The sequence below is a fragment of the Tistrella mobilis genome, assembly GCF_041468085.1.
In the GTDB taxonomy this organism is placed as follows: domain Bacteria; phylum Pseudomonadota; class Alphaproteobacteria; order Tistrellales; family Tistrellaceae; genus Tistrella; species Tistrella mobilis_A.
Window position 1 is genome coordinate 525536 of the sequence record NZ_CP121015.1, and the last position, 21063, is coordinate 546598.

At 69.8% G+C, this 21063-nt stretch carries 14 protein-coding genes and 1 pseudogene; all 15 read left to right on the forward strand.

Going from position 1 to position 21063, the window contains the following annotated elements:
• Positions 1–3063: 3063 nt before the first annotated feature.
• Positions 3064–5166 (forward strand): annotated as a pseudogene (glgX, locus tag P7L68_RS05085) (glycogen debranching protein GlgX); the annotation flags it as partial.
• 63 nt (positions 5167–5229) lie between these two features.
• On the forward strand, positions 5230–6969 hold the full coding sequence (gene treZ, locus P7L68_RS05090) for a malto-oligosyltrehalose trehalohydrolase (protein WP_371999982.1): 1740 nt from the start codon (positions 5230–5232) through the stop codon (positions 6967–6969).
• Positions 6966–8927, forward strand: a complete 1962-nt coding sequence (gene malQ, locus P7L68_RS05095; RefSeq protein ID WP_371999569.1) for a 4-alpha-glucanotransferase — start codon at positions 6966–6968, stop codon at positions 8925–8927. The genes treZ and malQ overlap by 4 nt, the downstream gene beginning before the upstream one ends.
• A gap of 78 nt (positions 8928–9005) precedes the next feature.
• Positions 9006–9428, forward strand: coding sequence for a P-loop NTPase fold protein (locus tag P7L68_RS05100; protein WP_371999571.1), 423 nt, complete (start codon positions 9006–9008; stop codon positions 9426–9428).
• A 120-nt stretch (positions 9429–9548) separates the two neighbouring features.
• A complete protein-coding gene (locus P7L68_RS05105; protein WP_371999572.1) occupies positions 9549–9791 on the forward strand; it encodes an AbrB/MazE/SpoVT family DNA-binding domain-containing protein in 243 nt (80 codons plus the stop codon).
• Entirely contained in the window at positions 9791–10123 is a 333-nt protein-coding gene (gene mazF, locus P7L68_RS05110) for an endoribonuclease MazF (protein WP_371999574.1), read from the forward strand. Before P7L68_RS05105 ends, mazF begins: the two co-directional genes overlap by 1 nt.
• A gap of 78 nt (positions 10124–10201) precedes the next feature.
• Complete coding sequence (locus P7L68_RS05115) at positions 10202–10681, forward strand: hypothetical protein (RefSeq protein ID WP_371999576.1); 480 nt, start codon at positions 10202–10204, stop codon at positions 10679–10681.
• A gap of 632 nt (positions 10682–11313) precedes the next feature.
• Complete coding sequence (locus P7L68_RS05120) at positions 11314–11901, forward strand: sigma-70 family RNA polymerase sigma factor (protein ID WP_371999578.1); 588 nt, start codon at positions 11314–11316, stop codon at positions 11899–11901.
• Between the two features lie 154 nt (positions 11902–12055).
• On the forward strand, positions 12056–13171 hold the full coding sequence (locus P7L68_RS05125; RefSeq protein ID WP_371999580.1) for an NAD-dependent epimerase/dehydratase family protein: 1116 nt from the start codon (positions 12056–12058) through the stop codon (positions 13169–13171).
• The gene (locus tag P7L68_RS05130; protein WP_371999582.1) at positions 13168–15216 is read left to right on the forward strand and encodes an NAD-dependent epimerase/dehydratase family protein; all 2049 of its coding nucleotides are present in this window, start codon (positions 13168–13170) and stop codon (positions 15214–15216) included. Before P7L68_RS05125 ends, P7L68_RS05130 begins: the two co-directional genes overlap by 4 nt.
• A complete protein-coding gene (locus P7L68_RS05135; RefSeq protein ID WP_371999583.1) occupies positions 15213–16511 on the forward strand; it encodes a TIGR04295 family B12-binding domain-containing radical SAM protein in 1299 nt (432 codons plus the stop codon). Before P7L68_RS05130 ends, P7L68_RS05135 begins: the two co-directional genes overlap by 4 nt.
• Positions 16499–17656, forward strand: a complete 1158-nt coding sequence (locus P7L68_RS05140; RefSeq protein ID WP_371999584.1) for a glycosyltransferase family 4 protein — start codon at positions 16499–16501, stop codon at positions 17654–17656. The genes P7L68_RS05135 and P7L68_RS05140 overlap by 13 nt, the downstream gene beginning before the upstream one ends.
• Positions 17653–18810 carry a glycosyltransferase gene (locus P7L68_RS05145; protein ID WP_371999585.1) on the forward strand — a complete coding sequence of 386 codons (1158 nt, stop codon included), beginning with the start codon at positions 17653–17655 and terminating at the stop codon, positions 18808–18810. The genes P7L68_RS05140 and P7L68_RS05145 overlap by 4 nt, the downstream gene beginning before the upstream one ends.
• Positions 18807–19901: a glycosyltransferase gene (locus P7L68_RS05150; RefSeq protein ID WP_371999587.1), complete on the forward strand. Its 1095-nt coding sequence runs from the start codon at positions 18807–18809 to the stop codon at positions 19899–19901. Before P7L68_RS05145 ends, P7L68_RS05150 begins: the two co-directional genes overlap by 4 nt.
• Positions 19898–21058: a glycosyltransferase gene (locus tag P7L68_RS05155; RefSeq protein WP_371999589.1), complete on the forward strand. Its 1161-nt coding sequence runs from the start codon at positions 19898–19900 to the stop codon at positions 21056–21058. Before P7L68_RS05150 ends, P7L68_RS05155 begins: the two co-directional genes overlap by 4 nt.
• Positions 21059–21063 lie beyond the last annotated feature (5 nt).

The window sequence follows — 21063 nt, forward strand, 5'->3', positions numbered from 1 at the left end:
AGGCCTCTACAGGAATGATCGATGACCGCTCGCGACCATATCCGTGTCAGCCCCCTGCCGCCCCCGTCATCCCGGCCGGTGCCCGGTTTGTCGGCGGTCTTCGCACGGCAGCAAACCTGGATCCCCGCCTTCGCGGGGATGACGGTGGAGGGGGTGTCGCGCAGGCGGGTGGGGGTGGTGTCGGACATGGGCGACGGGGTCTGCGGGGACGGTCGAGGCCGTCCGCTGGCCCGCCATGGCCGGTACCGCCATCGACCCTGCCCGCACCGTCCGACCGCCACCGCCGCTGTCCGGCTCCGACGTCGACCATGCCCGCACCATCCGACCACCACCGCCGCTGTCCGGCTCCGACGTCGACCGTCTCTGCACAAAAGAAGCACCGTCATCCCCGCGAAGGCGGGGATCCAGGTAGGCCTCTACAGGAATGATCGATGACCGCTCGCGACCATATCCGTGTCAGCCCCCTGCCGCCCCCGTCATCCCGGCCGGTGCCCGGTTTGTCGGCGGTCTTCGCACGGCAGCAAACCTGGATCCCCGCCTTCGCGGGGATGACGGTGGAGGGGGTGTCGCGCAGGCGGGTGGGGGTGGTGTCGGACATGGGCGACGGGGTCTGCGGGGACGGTCGAGGCCGACCGCTGGCCCGCCATGGCCGGTACCGCCATCGACCCTGCCCGCACCATCCGACCACCACCGCCGCTGTCCGGCTCCGCCGTCGACCGTCTCTGCACAAAAGAAGCACCGTCATCCCCGCGAAGGCGGGGATCCAGGTAGGCCTCTACAGGAATGATCGATGACCGCTCGCGACCATATCCGTGTCAGCCCCCTGCCGCCCCCGTCATCCCGGCCGGTGCCCGGTTTGTCGGCGGTCTTCGCACGGCAGCAAACCTGGATCCCCGCCTTCGCGGGGATGACGGTGGAGGGGGTGTCGCGCAGGCGGGTGGGGGTGGTGTCGGACATGGGCGACGGGGTCTGCGGGGACGGTCGAGGCCGTCCGCTGGCCCGCCATGGCCGGTACCGCCATCGACCCTGCCCGCACCGTCCGACCGCCACCGCCGCTGTCCGGCTCCGACGTCGACCCTGCCCGCACCATCCGACCACCACCGCCGCTGTCCGGCTCCGCCATCGACCCTGCCCGCACCGTCCGACCGCCACCGCCGCTGTCCGGCTCCGACGTCGACCATGCCCGCACCATCCGACCACCACCGCCGCTGTCCGGCTCCGACGTCGACCGTCTCTGCACAAAAGAAGCACCGTCATCCCCGCGAAGGCGGGGATCCAGGTAGGCCTCTACAGGAATGATCGATGACCGCTCGCGACCATATCCGTGTCAGCCCCCTGCCGCCCCCGTCATCCCGGCCGGTGCCCGGTTTGTCGGCGGTCTTCGCACGGCAGCAAACCTGGATCCCCGCCTTCGCGGGGATGACGGTGGAGGGGGTGTCGCGCAGGCGGGTGGGGGTGGTGTCGGACATGGCCGACGGGGTCTGCGGGGACGGTCGAGGCCGACCGCTGGCCCGCCATGGCCGGTACCGCCATCGACCCTGCCCGCACCGTCCGACCGCCACCGCCGCTGTCCGGCTCCGACGTCGACCGTCTCTGCACAAAAGAAGCACCGTCATCCCCGCGAAGGCGGGGATCCAGGTAGGCCTCTACAGGAATGATCGATGACCGCTCGCGACCATATCCGTGTCAGCCCCCTGCCGCCCCCGTCATCCCGGCCGGCGCCCGGTTTGTCGGCGGTCTTCGCACGGCAGCAAACCTGGATCCCCGCCTTCGCGGGGATGACGGTGGAGGGGGTGTCGCGCAGGCGGGTGGGGGTGGTGTCGGACATGGGCGACGGGGTCTGCGGGGACGGTCGAGGCCGACCGCTGGCCCGCCATGGCCGGTACCGCCATCGACCCTGCCCGCACCGTCCGACCGCCACCGCCGCTGTCCGGCTCCGCCATCGACCCTGCCCGCACCGTCCGACCGCCACCGCCGCTGTCCGGCTCCGACGTCGACCATGCCCGCACCATCCGACCACCACCGCCGCTGTCCGGCTCCGACGTCGACCGTCTCTGCACAAAAGAAGCACCGTCATCCCCGCGAAGGCGGGGATCCAGGTAGGCCTCTACAGGAATGATCGATGACCGCTCGCGACCATATCCGTGTCAGCCCCCTGCCGCCCCCGTCATCCCGGCCGGCGCCCGGTTTGTCGGCGGTCTTCGCACGGCAGCAAACCTGGATCCCCGCCTTCGCGGGGATGACGGTGGAGGGGGTGTCGCGCAGGCGGGTGGGGGTGGTGTCGGACATGGCCGACGGGGTCTGCGGGGACGGTCGAGGCCGACCGCTGGCCCGCCATGGCCGGTACCGCCATCGACCCTGCCCGCACCGTCCGACCGCCACCGCCGCTGTCCGGCTCCGACGTCGACCATGCCCGCACCATCCGACCACCACCGCCGCTGTCCGGCTCCGACGTCGACCGTCTCTGCACAAAAGAAGCACCGTCATCCCCGCGAAGGCGGGGATCCAGGTAGGCCTCTACAGGAATGATCGATGACCGCTCGCGACCATATCCGTGTCAGCCCCCTGCCGCCCCCGTCATCCCGGCCGGCGCCCGGTTTGTCGGCGGTCTCCACAGGGCGGCAAACCTGGATCCCCGCCTTCGCGGGGATGACGGTGGAGGGGGTGTCGCGCAGGCGGGTGGGGGTGGTGTCGGACATGGGCGACGGGGTCTGCGGGGACGGTCGAGGCCGTCCGCTGGCCCGCCATGGCCGGTACCGCCATCGACCCTGCCCGCACCGTCCGACCGCCACCGCCGCTGTCCGGCTCCGCCGTCGACCCTGCCCGCACCGTCCGACCGCCACCGCCGCTGTCCGGCTCCGCCATCGACCCTGCCCGCACCATCCGACCGCCACCGCCGCTGTCCGGCTCCGACGTCGACCGTCTCTGCACAAAAGAAGCACCGTCATCCCCGCGAAGGCGGGGATGACGGTGGAGGGGGTGTGCGCCGGGCGGGTGGGGGTGGTGTCGGACATGACGCTGAGCCAAGACCTCGTATCCAGACAAGGAAGGTAGTTCCACCCCATGCCCATCCCGGCCGATCGCCTGTTTCCCGGACGTCCCTGGCCGCTTGGTGCGCGCTGGGACGGGCTGGGTGTCAATTTCGCCGTGTTCTCGGCCAATGCCGGCCGGGTGGATCTCTGCCTGTTCGATCAGCAGGGCCGCCGGCAGATCGCCTGCATGCCGCTGCCCGAATGTACCGACGAGGTCTGGCACGGCTATCTGCCCGATGCCGGGCCGGGGCTGGTCTATGGCTATCGCGCCCATGGCCCCTATGAGCCGCTCAACGGCCATCGCTTCAACCCGAACAAGCTGCTGCTCGACCCCTATGCCCGGCGGATCGCCGGGCGGTTGCGCTGGTCGGATCATCTGTTCGGCTACAGCACAAGATCGTCACGGCGCGATCTTTCCTTCGATCGCCGCGACAGCGCGCCGGCCATGCCCAAGGCGGTGGTGACGGCGGATGCCTTCGACTGGGGCGACGATCGCCGCCCGGAGGTGCCCTGGACGGAGACCGTGATCTACGAGACCCATCTGCGCGGCATCAGCATGCGGCGCGAGGATATCCGCCCGCATGAGCGCGGCAGCTTCGCCGCCCTGGCCGACAGCCACATCATCGACCATCTGCTGCGGCTGGGGGTGACCGCGGTGGAATTGCTGCCCGTTCATGCCTTCGTGCAGGACCGTCATCTGGTCGACCGGGGGCTGAAGAATTACTGGGGCTATAACAGCATCGGCTTCTTCGCTCCCGAACCCGGCTATCTGTCCGCGGGCGAGCCCGACGAGGTGAAGATGGCGGTGCGCCGGCTGCACGCCGCCGGGATCGAGGTGATCCTGGACGTGGTCTACAACCACACCGCCGAGGGCAGCGAGCTTGGGCCGACGCTCTCCTTCCGCGGCCTGGACAATGCCAGCTATTACCGGCTGGTGCCGGGCGAGGAACGGTACTGCATCAACGACACCGGCTGCGGCAACACGCTGAACCTGTCGCATCCGCGGGTGTTGCAGATGGTGCTGGATTCGCTGCGCCACTGGGTGGAGGTCTATCATGTCGACGGATTCCGCTTCGATCTGGGGGTCACGCTCGGCCGCGAAGGCACCGGTTTCGACCCCGGATCGGGGTTCTTCGACGCCATCCTGCAGGACCCGGTGCTCTCACGCGTCAAGCTGATCTCGGAACCCTGGGATACCGGGCCCGGCGGCTATCAGCTGGGCAATCACCCGCCCGGGTTTTCGGAATGGAACGACCGCTATCGCGACACGGTGCGCCGCAGCTGGCGCGGCGACGACGGCAGCCTGCCCGGCTTCGCCGCCGTGCTGGCCGGATCGGGCGACATCTTCGACCATCGCCATCGCGGGGCCCAGGCCTCGGTCAACTTCATCACCGCCCATGACGGCTTCACCCTGCGCGACCTGGTGTCCTATGCCGAAAAGCACAACGAGGCGAATGGCGAGGACAACCGCGACGGACACAGCGACAACCTGTCAGCGAATTGGGGTGTCGAGGGCGAGACCGACGACCCGGCGATCCTGGACACCCGCGCCCGACTGCAACGGGCGATGATCGCCACCCTGCTGCTGTCGCAGGGCACGCCGATGCTGCTGGCCGGCGATGAATTCGGCCGCAGCCAGCAGGGCAACAACAACGCCTATGCCCAGGACAACGAGATATCCTGGGTGGATTGGGCGGCGCTGCAACGGCCCGAAGGCGCGGCGCTGAGCCGCTTCACCGCCAGGGTGGCGGCGGCAAGGCGGCGCTTCGCCGTGCTGCGCGACCGGCGCTTTCTGCATGGCGACCGGCGCTATGCCTTCGATCTGGCCGATATCGCCTGGTTCGGCGTCGATGGCGGGCCGGTACCGGCCGAGACCTGGAACGACCCGGCCACCCGGGCGCTGGCGCTGGTCCGCACCGGTCCGTCGGATACCGGGCAGCTCGACGTCGTGCTGACCCTGTTCAACACCGGGGCCGAGGATCAGGATTTCATTCTGCCGCTGCGCCCGCTTGCCCGCCACGGCCTGGCCTGGTGCCGGATCCTGGACACCAGCGATGGCGATACCGACGAGGTGCCGCTGACCGGCGGCCGGGTAACCGTGCGCGCCCGCAGCCTGCAATTGCTGGCGGCATCGCTGCCGGCCGAGCCGCCATCGGGCCGCCGCTTCCATCAGCCGCTGTCGGCCGGCGCCGAGCCGATGGGGCCGGGCCGGACCCGCTTCCGGATCCAGGCGCCGGATCACGAGCGGGTGCAGCTGCTGATCGAGGGCCGCGCCCCGCTGGAGATGCAGGCATCCGCCGATGGCTGGCACGAGGCGACGCTGGATTGCGGCCCCGGCACCCGCTATCGCTATGGCATGGGGGATGATCTGGTGGTCCCCGACCCGGTGTCGCGCTTCCAGCCCGAGGATGTCCACGGGCCGTCGGAGGTGATCGACCCCGAAGCCTTTCTCTGGCGCCATGGCGACTGGCGCGGCCGGCCCTGGCACGAAGCGGTGATCCTGGAGGTGCATGCCGGGCTGTGGGAGGGGTTTGCCGGCGTCACCCGCCGCCTGGCCGGAATCGCGGCCCGCGGCTTCACCGCCATCGAACTGATGCCGGTGAATGATTTCCCCGGCGCCCGCAACTGGGGCTATGACGGCGTGCTGCCCTATGCCCCCGACCATGCCTATGGCAGCCCCGACGAGCTGAAGACCCTGATCGACACCGCCCATGGTCTGGGGCTGATGGTGTTCCTGGACGTGGTCTACAATCATTTCGGGCCGGACGGGAACTATATCCACGGCTATGCCAGCGGCTTCTTCCGCGACGACATCGAAACCCCCTGGGGTGCCGCGATCGATTTCCGCCGGCCGGAGGTGCGCCGTCATTTCACCGAAAACGCGCTCTACTGGCTGAACGAATACCGCTTCGACGGGCTGCGCCTGGATGCCGTCCACGCCATCCCCGATGCCGACTGGCTGGACGAGACCGCAGCCCGGATCCGCAGCGAGACCGAGCCCGGCCGCCATGTCCATCTGGTGCTGGAACATGACGGCAATGCCGCCCGCCATCTGGCGCCGGGGCTCTTTGACGCGCAGTGGAACGACGACATGCATCACGTGATGCATGTGCTGCTGACCGGCGAGACCGACGGCTATTACGCCGATTATGCCGAGGCCCCGGCCGAACGCCTGGCCCGGGCGCTGGCCGAGGGCTTCATCTATCAGGGCGACCCCTCGCCCTATCGCGGCGGCGAGCGGCGGGGCGAGCCGAGCGGCCATCTGCCGCCCACCGCCTTCGTCAATTTCCTGCAGAACCACGACCAGATCGGCAACCGCGCCTTCGGCGAACGGCTGACCAGCCTGGCGCCGGTGGCCGCGGTGGCGGCGGCAACCGCGCTGATCCTGCTGGCACCCGCCATCCCGCTGATGTTCATGGGCGAGGATTGGGGCAGCACCCGGCCCTTCCTGTTCTTCACCGATCATCACGACGAGCTGGCGCCGCTGGTGCGCGAGGGCCGGCGGCGGGAATTCGCCCGCTTCGAACGGTTTGCCGACGACCAGGCCCGCGCCCGCATCCCCGACCCCAATGCGGCGCTGACCTTCGAAACCTCGCGGACCGAGGCGGACGAGGCGGCGCGCGAGCCCGGCCGCGCCCGGGCGGCCCTGGTCGCCGGGCTGATCGCGCTGCGCCGGCGCGAGATCGTGCCGCGGCTGGAGGGCGCCGTGTCCGAGGGGGCGGCCGCCATCGGCCCCAAGGCGGTGCGCGCCGCCTGGCGGCTGGGTGACGGCGCGGTGCTGACCCTGTTCTGCAATCTGGACGGCGCACCGGTTCCGCTGGAGGCAAAGCCCGAAGGCCGCTGGCTGTTCGTGCCACCGGAGGCGATCGAGGCGCTGGAGGGGGGCGCGCTTTCGCCCATGACCACGGCGGCGGTGCTGAGGGAGCCGGAGCGATGACCAGCAATACAACCAAAAGCGGTAATAAATCAGACGAACAGTTGCAGGCCCTGGCCGCCGCCGCCGGCATCGCCACCAGCTGGACCGATGCCGCCGGCCGGGGCCACAGCGTCGGCCCCGACACGCTGCGCGCGCTGCTGGCCGTGCTGGGCCTGCCGGCCGACAGCCCGGCGCAGATCCGCGAGAGCCTGGCGGCCGCAACCGCCCTGTCGCCGCCGCGGCCGGATGCCGCGACCGGCCCGGGCTGTTTCGGCCTGGCCGACGCCCTGGGCCACCCGCCCGGCCGGCGGCCGCGGGCCTGGGGGGTGACCGCGCAGCTTTACGGGCTGCGGCGATCGGGCGATGCCGGCTGCGGCGATACCACCGCGCTGGCCGGGCTGGCCCGCAGCCTGGGGGAGGCCGGGGCCTGCTGCCTGGGGGTGAGCCCGGTCCATGCCCTGTTCGGCGCCGATCCGCATCGCTGGAGCCCCTATGCCCCCTCCAGCCGGCTGTTCCTGAACGAGCTGATCATCGACCCCGACGACATCGCAGGCGGGGCGGAAACCGCGCGGGCGCTGGAGGCGGCAGGCCTTGCCGCCCGTGCCCGTGCGGCGGCGGCGGCGGCGCTGGTCGACTGGCCCGAGGTGGCGGCGATCAAACGGGCGGTGATCGACCATCTGATCGGCGCCCATGGGGCAAGGCTTGCCGCCGATGCCGGCTATCGGGCCTTCCGTACCGCCCGCGGCCGGGCGCTGGACGACCATGCGGTGTTCGAGGTGCTGGATGCCCGTTTCCGTGCCCAGGGCCTGACCGGCGGATGGCCATCATGGCCAAAAACCTTTCAAAATAATCAGATGAATGATGTGGCCAAAATGGCCAACACCGAAAACGCGGCCGTGGAGGCGGCACGGCTGCGGCAATGGCTCGCCTTTCGTGGCCTGGCCGGGGCGCAGAAGGCGGCCAACGATGCCGGGATGGGGGTGGGGCTGATCGCCGACCTCGCCATCGGTGTGGATGGCAGCGGCGCGCAATCATGGAGCGAGCGTACCGGTATCCTGAACGGTGCGAGCATCGGCGCGCCGCCCGATCTGTTCAACCCGCTGGGCCAGAACTGGGGGGTGGCGGCGCCCTCGCCCCGGGTGATGCTGGAAACCGGCTGCGCCGGCTTTCGCCAGATGCTGGAGGCAAGCCTGTCCGCGGCCGGCGGCATCCGCATCGACCATGTGCTGGGGCTGATGCGGCTCTGGCTGATCCCCGACGGCGCGTCCCCGGCCGAGGGCGCCTATCTGCGCTATCCGCTGGCGGAGATGCTGGATGTGGTGGCGGATGTCTCGCAGCGCCGCCGGGCGGTGGTGATCGGCGAGGATCTGGGCACGGTGCCCGACGGCTTCCGCGCGGTGCTGGCGGCCCGCGGTCTGATGGGCACGCGGGTGCTGTGGTTCGAACGCGACGACGCCAACGACTTCCTGGCACCCGCGACCTGGGAAGACGGCATCACCGCCACCACCACCACCCACGACCTGCCGACCACCGCCGGCTGGTGGCGCGGGCTGGACATCGCCTGGCGCGACCGGCTGTCTCTGTTCGGACCCGGCGAGACCGCGGAATTGGCCCGAGAGACCCGCAGCACCGACCGCACCCGGCTCTGGACCGCCTTCACCAGCGCCGGCACCGCCACCGGCCCCGAACCCGCCCCCGACAGGCCCGGCCCGGTGATCGACGCAGCGCTCGACTTCCTGGGCCGCAGCCGCGCCCCCCTGGTGCTGGCGCCGCTGGAAGACCTGGTCGGGCTGGACGACCAGCCCAACCTGCCCGGCACCGTCCACGAACACCCCAACTGGCGCCGCCGCATGCCGGCCCCCCTGCCGGGGCTGGTGGCGACACCGGCGGTGGGGCGGCGGGTGGGGCGGGTGAAGATGGGCCGGGTGAAGGCGGGGCGGGGGGTGGCGGGGCGCACAGGGGCGGAAGGACGCGACTAAACGGCAGGTTGACGGCGCTGCTCGTAAAAGACACCCTCCTCCACAATCCTCCCGCTGGCCCGATGCCACCGGGCGGCAATGTGCGAGGCGCCGATGAACAGACAGGATTTTCTGTGCGGGCTCTTCCGGCGTGACAAGGTCGGTCGTGGCCGGCAGCCGGCGACGGGCAACACCGATGCCGGGATCGGCGCCGACACCCCCATCCGCGACTCCAGCCAGGACCTGCTGCGGCGCAATGATTTCGCAGCCCGCATCGCCACCGTCCTCTCAGCCACCAGCCTTGATGAAGGGCGGATCTTTGCCATCCGCGGCGGCTGGGGCTTCGGCAAGTCCTCTCTGAAGCATCTTGTCATCGAGCAGTTGAAGGCGCGAGACAACAAGGTCCCTCACCTCGATTTCAATCCCTGGCAGTGGGGGGATGGCGATGCCAGCGGGTTGTCGGATGCGGATATCCGGGCCGTCGCGGCGGCGCCGGCGCGGGGGAGAGGCGGTGAAGTATGATTGGTGCCCCGCCATTTGTGCGCTTCGCACTCTGTGCCCAAGCTTGTGAACGTATATACGTTCGTAGAAACGAAATGGCGTTGAAATAAGTTTGATGAGGCTGACACGGGAGCACCGGCGATGCGCGTTCACGTTAAAAAGTGGGACAATAGCGCTTCGGTACGCATACCAGCGCCAGTGATGGCTGCCGCTGATCTGCAGATTGACCAGGCCGTTGACGTTCGGGAGGAAGGTGGCCGGGTGATCATCGAACCGATCGGCATGCCGGTTTACGAGCTTGACGATCTGCTCGCAAAGATGACACCCGACACCTTCCCCGAAGACGTCGATTTTGGCCCCGCCGTCGGCAGGGAAGTCTGGTAGTGGCGGCCTGGGTGCCGGATTGCGGCGACATTGTCTGGCTCGATTTCGATCCACAGGCAGGACATGAGCAAGCCGGCCACCGGCCTGCACTGGTTCTGTCGCCCGCACGCTATAACGGCGCACGGGGCATGATGCTCTGCTGCCCGATGATCTCGCGCATCAAGGGCTATGTCTTGGAGGTGGTTGTAAGCCGCGATCCACCGGCCGCGATTCTCGCCGATCAGATCAAGAAGCTCGACTGGCGCGCACGCAAGGCCGTCCGCAAAAGCCGGGTTTCGGCCGAAGCACTTGCAGACGTCCGGGCAAAAATCAGGGCACTTTTACAGTTTTAGCGCAGCGCCCCCCGCGGAACAGCCGCCCCCGCAGCGGATTGACGGGCGAAGAGCCCCCGTCTGCGGAAAGATGACCTCATGACCGACCCGCGCGACACCGAAGCCAGAAACCGCGCGCGCGACCCGCGCGATATGGAAACCAGCGCGCGCGACCCGCGCGACACCCGGCCCTCGGGCGAGCATCCGGCGCCGATTGCGCCAGCACCAGGGGATCTGCCGCCGGTGCGGCCGGATGCGCCGCCGACCAGTGCGGAGCTGCGCGACCGGATCGATCGGGGGCAGACGGGCGACAAGGTGCCGGTGGTCGACCCCGCCGCCGCGCCGCTCGGCACCGATGACGAGGCGGCGGGCACGCCGCCCCGGGGCGCGGATGTCGCGGCCGCGGCCGCGGCCGAGACGGTTCATCACCCGGTTTCGGCGCCCGGGCTGGATGGCGACCGCCTGGAACCCGCGCCCGGCGGCAAGCCGCGGCGGCTGCCCGGGGGCCTGTATGTGGTGGGTGTCCTTACGATTATATTTATGGGCATTATTGTCGCCGTCGAACTGTCGATGCGCTGATACACTGCGTGAGCAACCACATCGTTGCCAAGGGTAACGATGTGTGAGACGGGGCAGAAGATCCTGCCCCGATCTGCGCAGGGATCCTCAATCTTCGGGCGATACATCCGCCCTCTGATCGCCCCCTGCCGGGCCGCGGATTCTGCCCCGCGGGAAGACCGGCGGGGAAAATTCCGTGTTTTCAACAACATCATCAATCCGTGAAATGCCATATGTGACCACGGGAACGGTTAAACTAGATTAAAGAATCCTTACCGCGGCCGCATTATGGTTCCTGAGTGGATCAATTCCTCTACGCCCTCTGCGGTGAATATCCTCGCATTTTGCAGAAGACGGCAGCGCAGGCGGGAGGAGCAGAACAACCGGTGCAGATCGGCTCCATTTGCCTAAAACCCTACACAATCCCGGGTCATATCACGCCACGATCCGCGACCACCCGTTGAAACAGGGAGGACATACGGATGCCACAGCACGGCGCGCAGACTGATCCACTCCAGGCCGGGGAAACCGGGCCTAGCCGCGCCACTCCTTCGGGCGGGAACACTCCCGGCCCGCCGACGGACAGACCCGCCACATCTGTCTGCCCCCCATCTGTCTGCCATGGACGAGATGATCACGGACAAAGGCCCCGCATGATGGAACATCACCAACAGGTCGTTCAGGATGAAATCGTCGCCCTGATCCCTTCCTTGCGCGCCTTCGCCCGATCGCTGACCAGGAACCCGTGTGAGGCGGATGATCTGGTTCAGGAAACCCTGATGAAGGCGATCGCCAATGCCGGCCAGTTCACCGCCGGCACCAATCTTCGCGCCTGGCTGTTCACCATCCAGCGCAACACCTTCTACACCCTCTATCACAAGCAGCAGCGTGAACCCGTGCTGGTGGTCGAGGATCTGCCCGGCGTGCATGTCAAGCCGGCACAGGAATGGTCGCTGAAGCTGCGGATGGTTGACGAGGCCCTCTGCAGGCTTCCCGCCGACCAGCGCGAGGCACTGATGCTCGTGGGCGGCGGCGGCATGAGTTACGAAGAAGCCGCGGAGATCTGCGGCTGCGCCCTCGGCACGATCAAGAGCCGGGTCAGCCGGGCCCGCACGGCCCTGCTCCGCCTGCTCGACAGCGAGGACGAACACGATTTCCTCGACGATGTCACCGGTGGCAGCCGCCGCAGCCGTATCGCTGCGGAGGGTGCAGACCGCCGCCCGGCCCGCCCCGACGCCTGAGCGTCTGCGGCATCGTCTTCCGCACTATCCGACGGCTTCGTCTTCTGCGGCATCTTCTTCAGAGGCAACCTTTTCCTCCCCCGCCGGTTGATCGTCAGACACCGGGCCGGACGGCCCGGACCTTCAGGGAAGACGACCTCCGGGAAGTTGCCGCATGCATACAGTCCTCGTCACCGGTGGCGCCGGCTTCATCGGCCGCCACGTCTGCATCGAACTGCTCGGCGCCGGACATCGGGTCCGCGTGCTGGACAGCCTGATCGACCAGGCCCACGGCCCCGATCCCTCCCCGGATGGCGGCCTCCCCCCGGCGGTGGAGTTCGTGCGCGGCGACACACGCGATGCCGGTCTGGTCGCCCGCGCGCTCGATGGCGTGGATGCCGTCATCAATCTGGCCGCCGATGTCGGTGTCGGCCAGAGCATGTACGAGATCGACCGCTATGTGTCGGTCAACAGCTTCGGCACCGCCGTGCTGATGCAGCAGGTGGTAAAGGCCGGCATCCGCCGGCTGATCGTCGCCTCGTCGATGAGCATTTATGGCGAGGGGCTGTACCGGACGGCCGAAGGGGCACCGGTCGACGATGTCCGCCGGGTGGCCGACACGGTGAAGGCCGGCCGCTGGGATCCCGTGGCACCCGGTGGCCGGCCGCTCGTGCCGGCACCGACGCCCGAGAGCAAGCGCCCCGACCTCAATTCGGTCTATGCCCTCAGCAAATACGATCAGGAACGGCTGACCCTGATGCTGGGCGCCGCCTATGGCATCGATGCCGTGGCGCTCCGGCTGTTCAACACCTTCGGCCCCGGCCAGATGCTGTCCAACCCCTATACCGGGGTGCTGGCGATCTTCGCCGGCCGGCTGCTCAACGGCCAGCCGCCGCTGGTGTTCGAAGACGGCGCGCAGCAGCGCGATTTCGTCCATGTCCGCGACGTCGCCCGCGCCTTCCGCCTGGCGCTGGAAACCCCGGGCATCGGCGGCGAGGTGTTCAACATCGCGAGCGGCCGGGTCTATACCGTCTCGGGTGTCGCCCGGCTGCTGGCCCGCGCCATGGATCGCGACGATCTGGCCCCCGAAATCCTGCAGAAATCGCGGGTCGGCGACGTGCGCCACTGCATCGCCGACATCACCCATGCCCGCACGCGGCTTGGCTTCGAGCCGCAGCTGCCGCTGGAAGAGACCGTGTTCGAACTGGTGCGCTGGGTGTCCACCCAGCAGGCGGCCGACCGGGTCGCCGATGCCCGGCGCGAGCTGGAAACGCGGGGGCTGGTGGTATGACGGCGCTTCTTCCCCCCGATCGCAAGCCCCTGCGCGCAAGCCCCGCCTTCGGCCTGACCGAATGGTTCCGGCCCGGCGATCACGACCGCGTGCGCGCCTGCCTGGACCATATGGAGGCAATGGGCGTGTCATGGCTGCGCACGCATCTGTCCTGGGCCGATTATCACGCAGACGGCGGCGAGGCCTGGTATGACTGGCTGCTGCCGACGCTGGCCGCCCGGGTGGAGGTGCTGCCCTGCATCCACTATACCCCGCCCTCGCTGTCGGTCACCGGCACGGCATCCGGCCCGCCGCGGCGGCCGCGGGATCTGGCCGATTTCGTCGATCATGTCCTGACCCGCCATGGCCGCCATTTCCCGCGGATCGAGCTTTGGAACGAGCCCAACAACCTGCTCGACTGGGACTGGCGGGTGGATCGCGACTGGTCGATCTTCTGCGACATGATCGGTGCCGCCGCCTGGTGGGCGGAAAAGCGCGGCTGGCCGGTGGTGCTGGGGGGGCCCTGCCCCTTCGATGCCGCCTGGCTGGAGCTGATGGGCGAACGCGGCATTCTGGGCACCGTTTCGGCCGTGGGCCTGCACGGCTTCCCCGGCACCTGGGACAGCGAGGCCGGCGCCTGGAGCGGCTGGCCGGAGCATGTGGCGGAGCTGCGGGCGATTCTGGATCGCCATCGGCCCGAGGCGGAGATCTGGATCACCGAAGCCGGCTATTCGACCTGGCGCCATGATCAGCGCGAGCAGGCGCGCCGCTTTCTGGACGCGCTGGATGCCCCGGCCGACCGGCTGTACTGGTATGCGCTTCAGGACCTGCCGGCCGGAACCGCGATCCAGGAAGGTCGCGGCTTCGACATCCGGCACTATCACATGGGCGTGCTGGACACCCGCGGCCGCGACAAGCTGCTGGCCCGGCTGCTGCGCCGGGGCGGGGTGGAGGCGGTGCGCCGCAAGATCGCCACCACCCGCGAGGCGGGGGCGGTGTCGCACCGCGCCGCCGCCCCGGTGCTGATCACCGGCGGCGCCGGCTTCATCGGCGCCAATCTGGCCGATGCCCTGCTCGCGAAAGGCGAGGAAGTTCTGCTATTCGACAATTTGTCGAGGCCGGGCGTCGCCTCGAATGTCGACTGGCTGCGCGCCCGCCATGGCGAGCGGGTGACGCTGCATGCCGCCGACATCCGCGATCTGGACGCTCTGGAGGATGCCGCGGGCGATGCCGCCTCGGTCTTCCATCTGGCGGCGCAGGTGGCGGTGACCGAAAGCCTGGTGGCACCGCTTGAGGATTTCGCGATCAATGCCGGCGGCACGCTGCATCTGCTGGAGGCCCTGCGCGCCCGGCCGGTGCCGCCGCCGCTGATCTTCGCCAGCACCAACAAGGTCTATGGCCATCTGGGCGATGTGGCGACCGAGCTGACGCCGGCCGGCCATCTGCCGGTCGATCCCGGGCTCCGCCGCTTCGGCATCGACGAGACCCGGCCACTGGACCTCGCCACCCCCTATGGCTGTTCCAAGGGAGCGGCCGATCAGTATGTGCTGGATTATGCCGCCTCGTTCGGTCTGCCGACGGCGGTGCTCAGGATGAGCTGCATCTACGGCCCGCGCCAGTTCGGCACCGAGGATCAGGGCTGGGTGGCCCATTTCCTGATCCGGGCGCTGAAGGGCGAGACCATCACCCTGTTCGGCGACGGCTTCCAGGTGCGCGACGTGCTGCATGTCCATGATGCCGTGGCCGCCTATCTGGCGGTGCGCGCGCAGATCGGCCGGCTGTCCGGCCGCGCCTTCAATCTGGGCGGCGGCCCCGCCAATGCCGTGAGCCTGAAGACGGTGCTGGAGGCGATCCGGCGCCTGACCGGCGCCCCCGTGGCGCTCGATCACGACCGGCCACGCACCGGCGACCAGCTTTGGTTCGTGGCCGATACCCGCCGGCTGGAGGCCGAAACCGGCTGGCGCCGCCGGATCGACCATGCGGCGGGGCTGAAACACCTGCATGACTGGCTGGTTGCGGAAGGCGGGGGCGCCGCCGCACCGGCGGATTGGAGTCTCACCGCATGAAGATCGCACTCGTCAACCCGCCCTGGAGCTTCGACGGCAGCATCTATTTCGGCTGCCGCGAGCCCCATCTGCCGCTGGAACTGGGCTATGCCCGCGCCCTGCTGCGGGATGCCGGCCACGAGGTGCTGCTGATCGACGCCCATCTGGAAGGGCTGGACGAGGCCGCGGCGGTGGCGCGCGTCGCCGCCTTCGCGCCTGCCATGACCGTGATCGCGACCGCGCCGAGCTATCTGTTCTGGCGCTGCCCGCCGCCCGAATTGCGGGTGCCGGCCGCCTTCCTCAACCGCCTGGGCGGCCGCGGCGGCATCCGGATCGCGGTCGGGCCCCACGGCTCGTCGACGCCCGGGGCGACGCTGCGCAAGCTGACCGCCGATGCCGTGGTGATGGGCGAATGCGAAGAGGTGATCGCCGCCCTTGTCCGGGCGCCGAGCCTGGAGGCGATGCGCCGGGTGCCCGCCACCGCCTGGCGGACGGGGGGCGAGACGCTGATCAATGGCGGCCCGCATGTCGGCAGCTTCAAGGATCTGCCGGCGCTGCACTGGCCGACCGAATGGCTGCACCGCCACGACCATCACCATCACCGCTTCGACGCCGCCCCCGACGGCCCCGGTGCCGAGGTGGAAGCCTCGCGCGGCTGCCCCTATGCCTGCAGCTTCTGCGCCAAGCTGGATTTCCGCGACGGCTATCGCCGGCGCCGGCTGGATCTGGTGCTGGCGGAAATCGACCGGCTGATCGCCCAGGGCGTGACTTACGTCTATTTCATCGACGAGATCTTCCTGCCGCAGAAGCCGCTGCTGGAAGCGCTGGTCACCCGCGATCTGCGCTTCGGCATCCAGACCCGCATCGACCTCTGGAAGCCCGACATGCTGGACCTGCTGGGCCGGGCGGGCTGCGTGTCGATCGAGGCGGGCGTCGAAAGTCTGACCGTCGCCGGCCGCGACGCCCTGGCCAAGCGCTGCCGGATCGGCACCGACGAGCTGACCGCGCTGCTGATCGAGGCCCGCCGCCATGTGCCCTTCGTCCAGGCCAATCTGATCGGCACGCCCGAAGACGATCCCGACGAGATCGCCGCCTGGCGGTCCCATGTTCAGGCCCATGGCGTCTGGGCCAATGATCCCGTGCCGCTCTACCCCTACCCCGCCTCGCCGCAATACCGCGCGCTCTGGGGCCGCCCCGACGACCGGGCCTGGGAACGGGCGCATGAACATTATCTGGCGGCCTTCGACCGGTTCAGCGACATCCAGGACGAACGCCCGGTGCCCCTCGCCCGGCTGGAGGCGGCATGCGGACGCTGAGCCCGCCGCTCACCCTGGTGATCACGACCGATGCGGTGGGGGGGGTGTGGCGCTATGCGCTCGACCTCGCCGGCACGCTGAAGGGCCGGGCGCTGGCGGTGGCCGGCGATGTGCCACGGGTGGTGGCGCCGCTGCTGATCGGCCTTGGCCCCCGCCCGTCCGAGGCGCAGCGCGACGAGGCCCGCGAGGCGGGTGTCGCCCTGGACTGGATCGACCGGCCGCTGGACTGGCAGGTGGACGGGCCCGAGGCGCTGGCCGAAAGCGGCCGGGCGCTCGCCGCCGCGGTCACCGCCGCGGGCGCCGATCTGGTGCAGGTGAACAACCCGCCGCTGCTGCCCTTCCTGCCCGCGCAGCTTCCCCGCATCGCCGCCGCCCATTCCTGCCTGTCGACCTGGTGGCAGGCGGTGCGGGGCGAGACCCCGCCGCTCAACCTCGCCTGGCATGGCGCCGCGACCGCGCAGGGCCTGGCTGCGGCCGATGCGGTGATCAGCCCCAGCCGCGCTTTCGCCGCCGCCATGACCGCGATCTACGGCCCCCTGCCCGATCTGGCGGTGGTGCCCAATGCCGCCGTGCCGGTGATGGCCGGGCAGAAGCGCCAGGTGGCGCTCGCCGCCGCCCGCTGGTGGGATCCGGCCAAGAATCTGGCCGTTCTGGATGCCGCCGCCGAAGGCGCGCTCTGGCCGGTGGAGATCGCCGGGCCGCTGGAGGGACCAGAAAGTTCGGGGCCGGGACGGGCCGGGCCGCGGCCGGTTCATGTCACCCATCTGGGCAGCCTGCCCCATCGCGCCCTCCGCGCCCGCATGGCCGAGGCCGCGATCTTCGTCTCGCTGGCGCTCTATGAACCCTTCGGCCTGTCGGTGCTGGAGGCGGCGGGCGCCGGTGCGGCGCTGGTGCTGTCCGACATCCCCACCCATCGCGAGCTTTGGGACGACTGCGCCTGTTTCGTCGACCCGCACGACCCGGAAGCGGTGCGCGGCGCCCTGGACGGCCTGATCCGCGACCCGGCGCTTCTGGGGCGCATGGGCCTTCTGGCCACCACCCGGGCCGCGACCTTCTCTCACGCCCGCCAGGCCGACGCGATGCTCGCCGTCTATGGCCGGGTGCTTGCCCGCCACACCGCCGCCAGAGGAGATGCCGCACCATGAAGGTCGTTCTGTTCACCCATTCGGTGGTCTCGTGCTGGAACCACGGCAATGCCCATTTCCAGCGCGGCATCCTGCGGGCGCTGGCCGCGCGCGGCCACCAGGCGGTGGCGCTGGAGCCGGTGGGCGGGTGGAGCCGGTCGAACCTGGCCGAGGCGATCGGCGAAGACCCGGCCCCGGGATTTGCCCGCCGCTTCCCCGATATCGACCGCATCGACTATCGCGGCTTTGAAGAGATCGAGGCGGCGCTGGACGGCGCCGGTCTGGTGCTGGTCCATGAATGGACCGATCCGGCGCTGGTCCGCAGGCTGGGCCGGATGCGGGCCGGGGGCGCGCCCTTCGTGCTGCTGTTCCACGATACCCATCACCGGGCGGTCTCGGCGCCCGAAGAGATGGCGGCGCTGGATCTGGACGGTTACGACGGGGTGCTGGCCTTCGGCGCCGTGCTGGCCGAAACCTGGCGCCGCCATGGCTGGGCCGATCAGGTCCATGTCTGGCACGAGGCGGCGGATCTGACCCTGTTCAGGCCGCAGCCGCAGATCCCGCGCAGCCGCGATCTGGTCTGGATCGGCAATTGGGGCGATGGCGAGCGCGGCGCGGAGCTGGACGAGTTTCTGGTCGAGCCGGTGCGTGCGCTCGGCCTGTCCGCCACCGTCCACGGGGTGCGCTATCCCGAACCGGCACGGGTGGCGCTGGCCCGGGCGGGCATCGACCAGCCGGGCTGGATCGCCAATGCCGATGTGCCCGAAGCCTTCGCCCGCCACCGGATGACCATCCATGTCCCCCGGCGCTTCTATGCCCGGGATCTGCCCGGCATTCCGACCATCCGCATGTTCGAGGCACTGGCCTCGGGCATCCCGCTGATCAGCGCCCCTTGGGACGACAACGAGGGGCTGTTCCGCACCGGCACCGATTATCTGCGGGTGGGGGACGGCCCGGCCATGCGCCGCGCCATGCGGGCCGTGCTGGACGACCCGGCCATGGCCCGGGAACTGGCGCGGAACGGCCGCGAGACCATCCTTGCCCGCCATGGCTGCGACCACCGGGTCGACGAGCTGTTCCGGATCGTCGACCGGATGACGACCGGGCACGCCATGTCGCAGCAGCCCCATTCCCGGCATCCCCATCCCACGGCAGCGGAGACCGTTTCGTCATGAAGATTGCGTTCTACGGCTCCAGCATCCTGTCCAGTTACTGGAACGGTGCGGCCACCTATTACCGCGGCATCGTTCGCGCGCTTGCCGGCCTGGGCCACGAGGTGACCTTTCTTGAGCCCGACGCCTTCGGCCGCCAGCAACGCCGCGACATCGACCCGCCGGCCTGGTGCCGGGTGGTGGTCTGGCAGCCCGATGCCGAAGGGCTGGAGATGGCGGTCGCCCATGCCGCGACCGCCGATGTGGTGATCAAGGCGAGCGGTGTGGGCGTGCATGACGACGCGCTGCTCGATCGGGTGATGGCCGCCGCCCGGCCCGATGCCCTGCGGCTGTTCTGGGATGTGGACGCCCCCGCCACGCTGCAGGCCATGGCGGCCGGCGGCGAACGGGTGCTGGCGGCGGCGCTGCCGGGGCTGGATGCCGTGCTCACCTATGGCGGCGGGCCGGGGGTCGTGGCCGACTATACCGGGGCCGGCGCCCGCGCCTGCCTGCCGGTCTACAACGCGGTCGATCTGGACACCCATCATCCGGTGGCGCCCGATCCGCGCTTTGCCGGTGACCTCGCCTTCCTGGGCAACCGCCTGCCCGACCGCGAGGCGCGGGTCCGGCGTTTCTTTCTGGAACCTGCAGCCGCAGCTCCGGGTTGCCGGATGATCCTGGGCGGTGCCGGCTGGGTGCAGGACGCGCTGCCGCAGAATGTGCGCGCCATCGGCCATGTCGGCACCCGGGACCACAACGCCTTCAACGTGACCCCGCGCATGGTGCTGAACGTCAACCGCGACAGCATGGCCGAACGCGGTTTCTCGCCCCCCACCCGGATCTTCGAGGCAGCCGCCGCCGGCGCCTGCCTGATCACCGACCACTGGCCGGGCATCGACATCTTCTTTGAGCCGGACCGCGAGATTCTGGTGGCCGGGGACGGCTCCGACGTTCTGGCCATGCTGAACCGGGTGACGCCCGAACGGGCCGCCGAGATCGGCGCCCGCGCCCGGGCCCGCATCCTTCGGGACCACACCTATGACCGGCGGGGCCGCGAGGTGGACGAGATCCTCCGCCGGCTCGCCACGCAGAAAGCCAGGGAACGCGCCGCATGACCCGCCCGCTCGACATCACCATTCTCGGTCTCTCGCTCAGTTCCTCGTGGGGCAACGGTCATGCCACGACCTTCCGGGCGCTGATCCGCGGCCTTCATGCCCGCGGCCATCGCGTCACCTTCCTGGAGCGCGATGTGCCCTGGTATGCGTCGCAGCGCGATCTGGCCGACCCCGATTTCTGCCGGCTGGTCTTCTACGACAACCCGGCGGAGCTGGAGACCAGGCATCGCGCGCTGATCGCGGGGGCCGATGCGGTGCTGATCGGGTCTTACGTGCCCGACGGGATCGAGGTGATCCGCCGGGTGATGACCCTCGCCGGCGGCCCGGTCGGCTTCTACGACATCGACACGCCGGTGACGCTCGCCCGGCTGGACGAGGATCAGTGCAGCTGGCTCTCACGCATGCTGATCCCCGCCTTCGACGTCTATTTCAGCTTCACCGGCGGCCCGCTGCTGGACAGGCTGGAACAGGATTACGGCGCGCGCCGGGCCCTGCCGCTTTATTGCGCGGTGGATGCGGAGCGCTACAGACCCGCCGGCAGCCGGCCGGTCTATGACCTCAGCTATCTGGGCACCTATTCCCCCGACCGTCAGCCCGGGCTGGAACGGCTGCTGATCGAGCCGGCCCGCCGCCTGCCCGACCGGCGCTTCATCGTGGCCGGGCCGCAATATCCGGACGACATCGACTGGCCCGCCAATGTCGAGCGGGTGGAACATGTGGGCCCGGCCGACCATCCCGCCTTCTATGCCGCATCGGCCTTCACCCTCTCGGTCACCCGGGCCGAGATGATGGCGACCGGATGGTCGCCCAGCGTGCGGCTGTTCGAGGCCGGTGCCTGCGGCACGCCGGTGATCAGCGACCGTCAGCCCGGGCTGGAGACGATCTTCCCCGAAAGCGACGCGATCCTGATCGCCGACACCACCGACGACGTGGTGCGGATGCTGACGACCACCGACGCCCCGGCCCGCGCGCGCATCGCCGCCGCGGCGCGTGCGGCGGTGCTCGGCGCCCATACCGGGCGACACCGGGCGGACGACCTGATTGCGGGGCTGATGCGGACCGATGCGGCCCGCCCGCCCCTCATCCGGGCCATGGAGGGGCAGACCATGGCCGGGCAGCGCGAAAGGACCGGAGACGATGCGCATTCACCTGCCTGATCATC

Bases quoted from the DNA above. Each gene is read 5' to 3' on its own strand.
- treZ (WP_371999982.1), top strand. From the start codon at position 5,230: ATGGGGCCGGGCCGGACCCGCTTCCGGATCCAGGCGCCGGATCACGAG.
- malQ (WP_371999569.1), top strand. From the start codon at position 6,966: ATGACCAGCAATACAACCAAAAGCGGTAATAAATCAGACGAACAGTTG.
- P7L68_RS05100 (WP_371999571.1), top strand. From the start codon at position 9,006: ATGTGCGAGGCGCCGATGAACAGACAGGATTTTCTGTGCGGGCTCTTC.
- P7L68_RS05105 (WP_371999572.1), top strand. From the start codon at position 9,549: ATGCGCGTTCACGTTAAAAAGTGGGACAATAGCGCTTCGGTACGCATA.
- P7L68_RS05115 (WP_371999576.1), top strand. From the start codon at position 10,202: ATGACCGACCCGCGCGACACCGAAGCCAGAAACCGCGCGCGCGACCCG.
- P7L68_RS05120 (WP_371999578.1), top strand. From the start codon at position 11,314: ATGATGGAACATCACCAACAGGTCGTTCAGGATGAAATCGTCGCCCTG.
- P7L68_RS05125 (WP_371999580.1), top strand. From the start codon at position 12,056: ATGCATACAGTCCTCGTCACCGGTGGCGCCGGCTTCATCGGCCGCCAC.
- P7L68_RS05130 (WP_371999582.1), top strand. From the start codon at position 13,168: ATGACGGCGCTTCTTCCCCCCGATCGCAAGCCCCTGCGCGCAAGCCCC.
- P7L68_RS05135 (WP_371999583.1), top strand. From the start codon at position 15,213: ATGAAGATCGCACTCGTCAACCCGCCCTGGAGCTTCGACGGCAGCATC.
- P7L68_RS05140 (WP_371999584.1), top strand. From the start codon at position 16,499: ATGCGGACGCTGAGCCCGCCGCTCACCCTGGTGATCACGACCGATGCG.
- P7L68_RS05145 (WP_371999585.1), top strand. From the start codon at position 17,653: ATGAAGGTCGTTCTGTTCACCCATTCGGTGGTCTCGTGCTGGAACCAC.
- P7L68_RS05150 (WP_371999587.1), top strand. From the start codon at position 18,807: ATGAAGATTGCGTTCTACGGCTCCAGCATCCTGTCCAGTTACTGGAAC.
- P7L68_RS05155 (WP_371999589.1), top strand. From the start codon at position 19,898: ATGACCCGCCCGCTCGACATCACCATTCTCGGTCTCTCGCTCAGTTCC.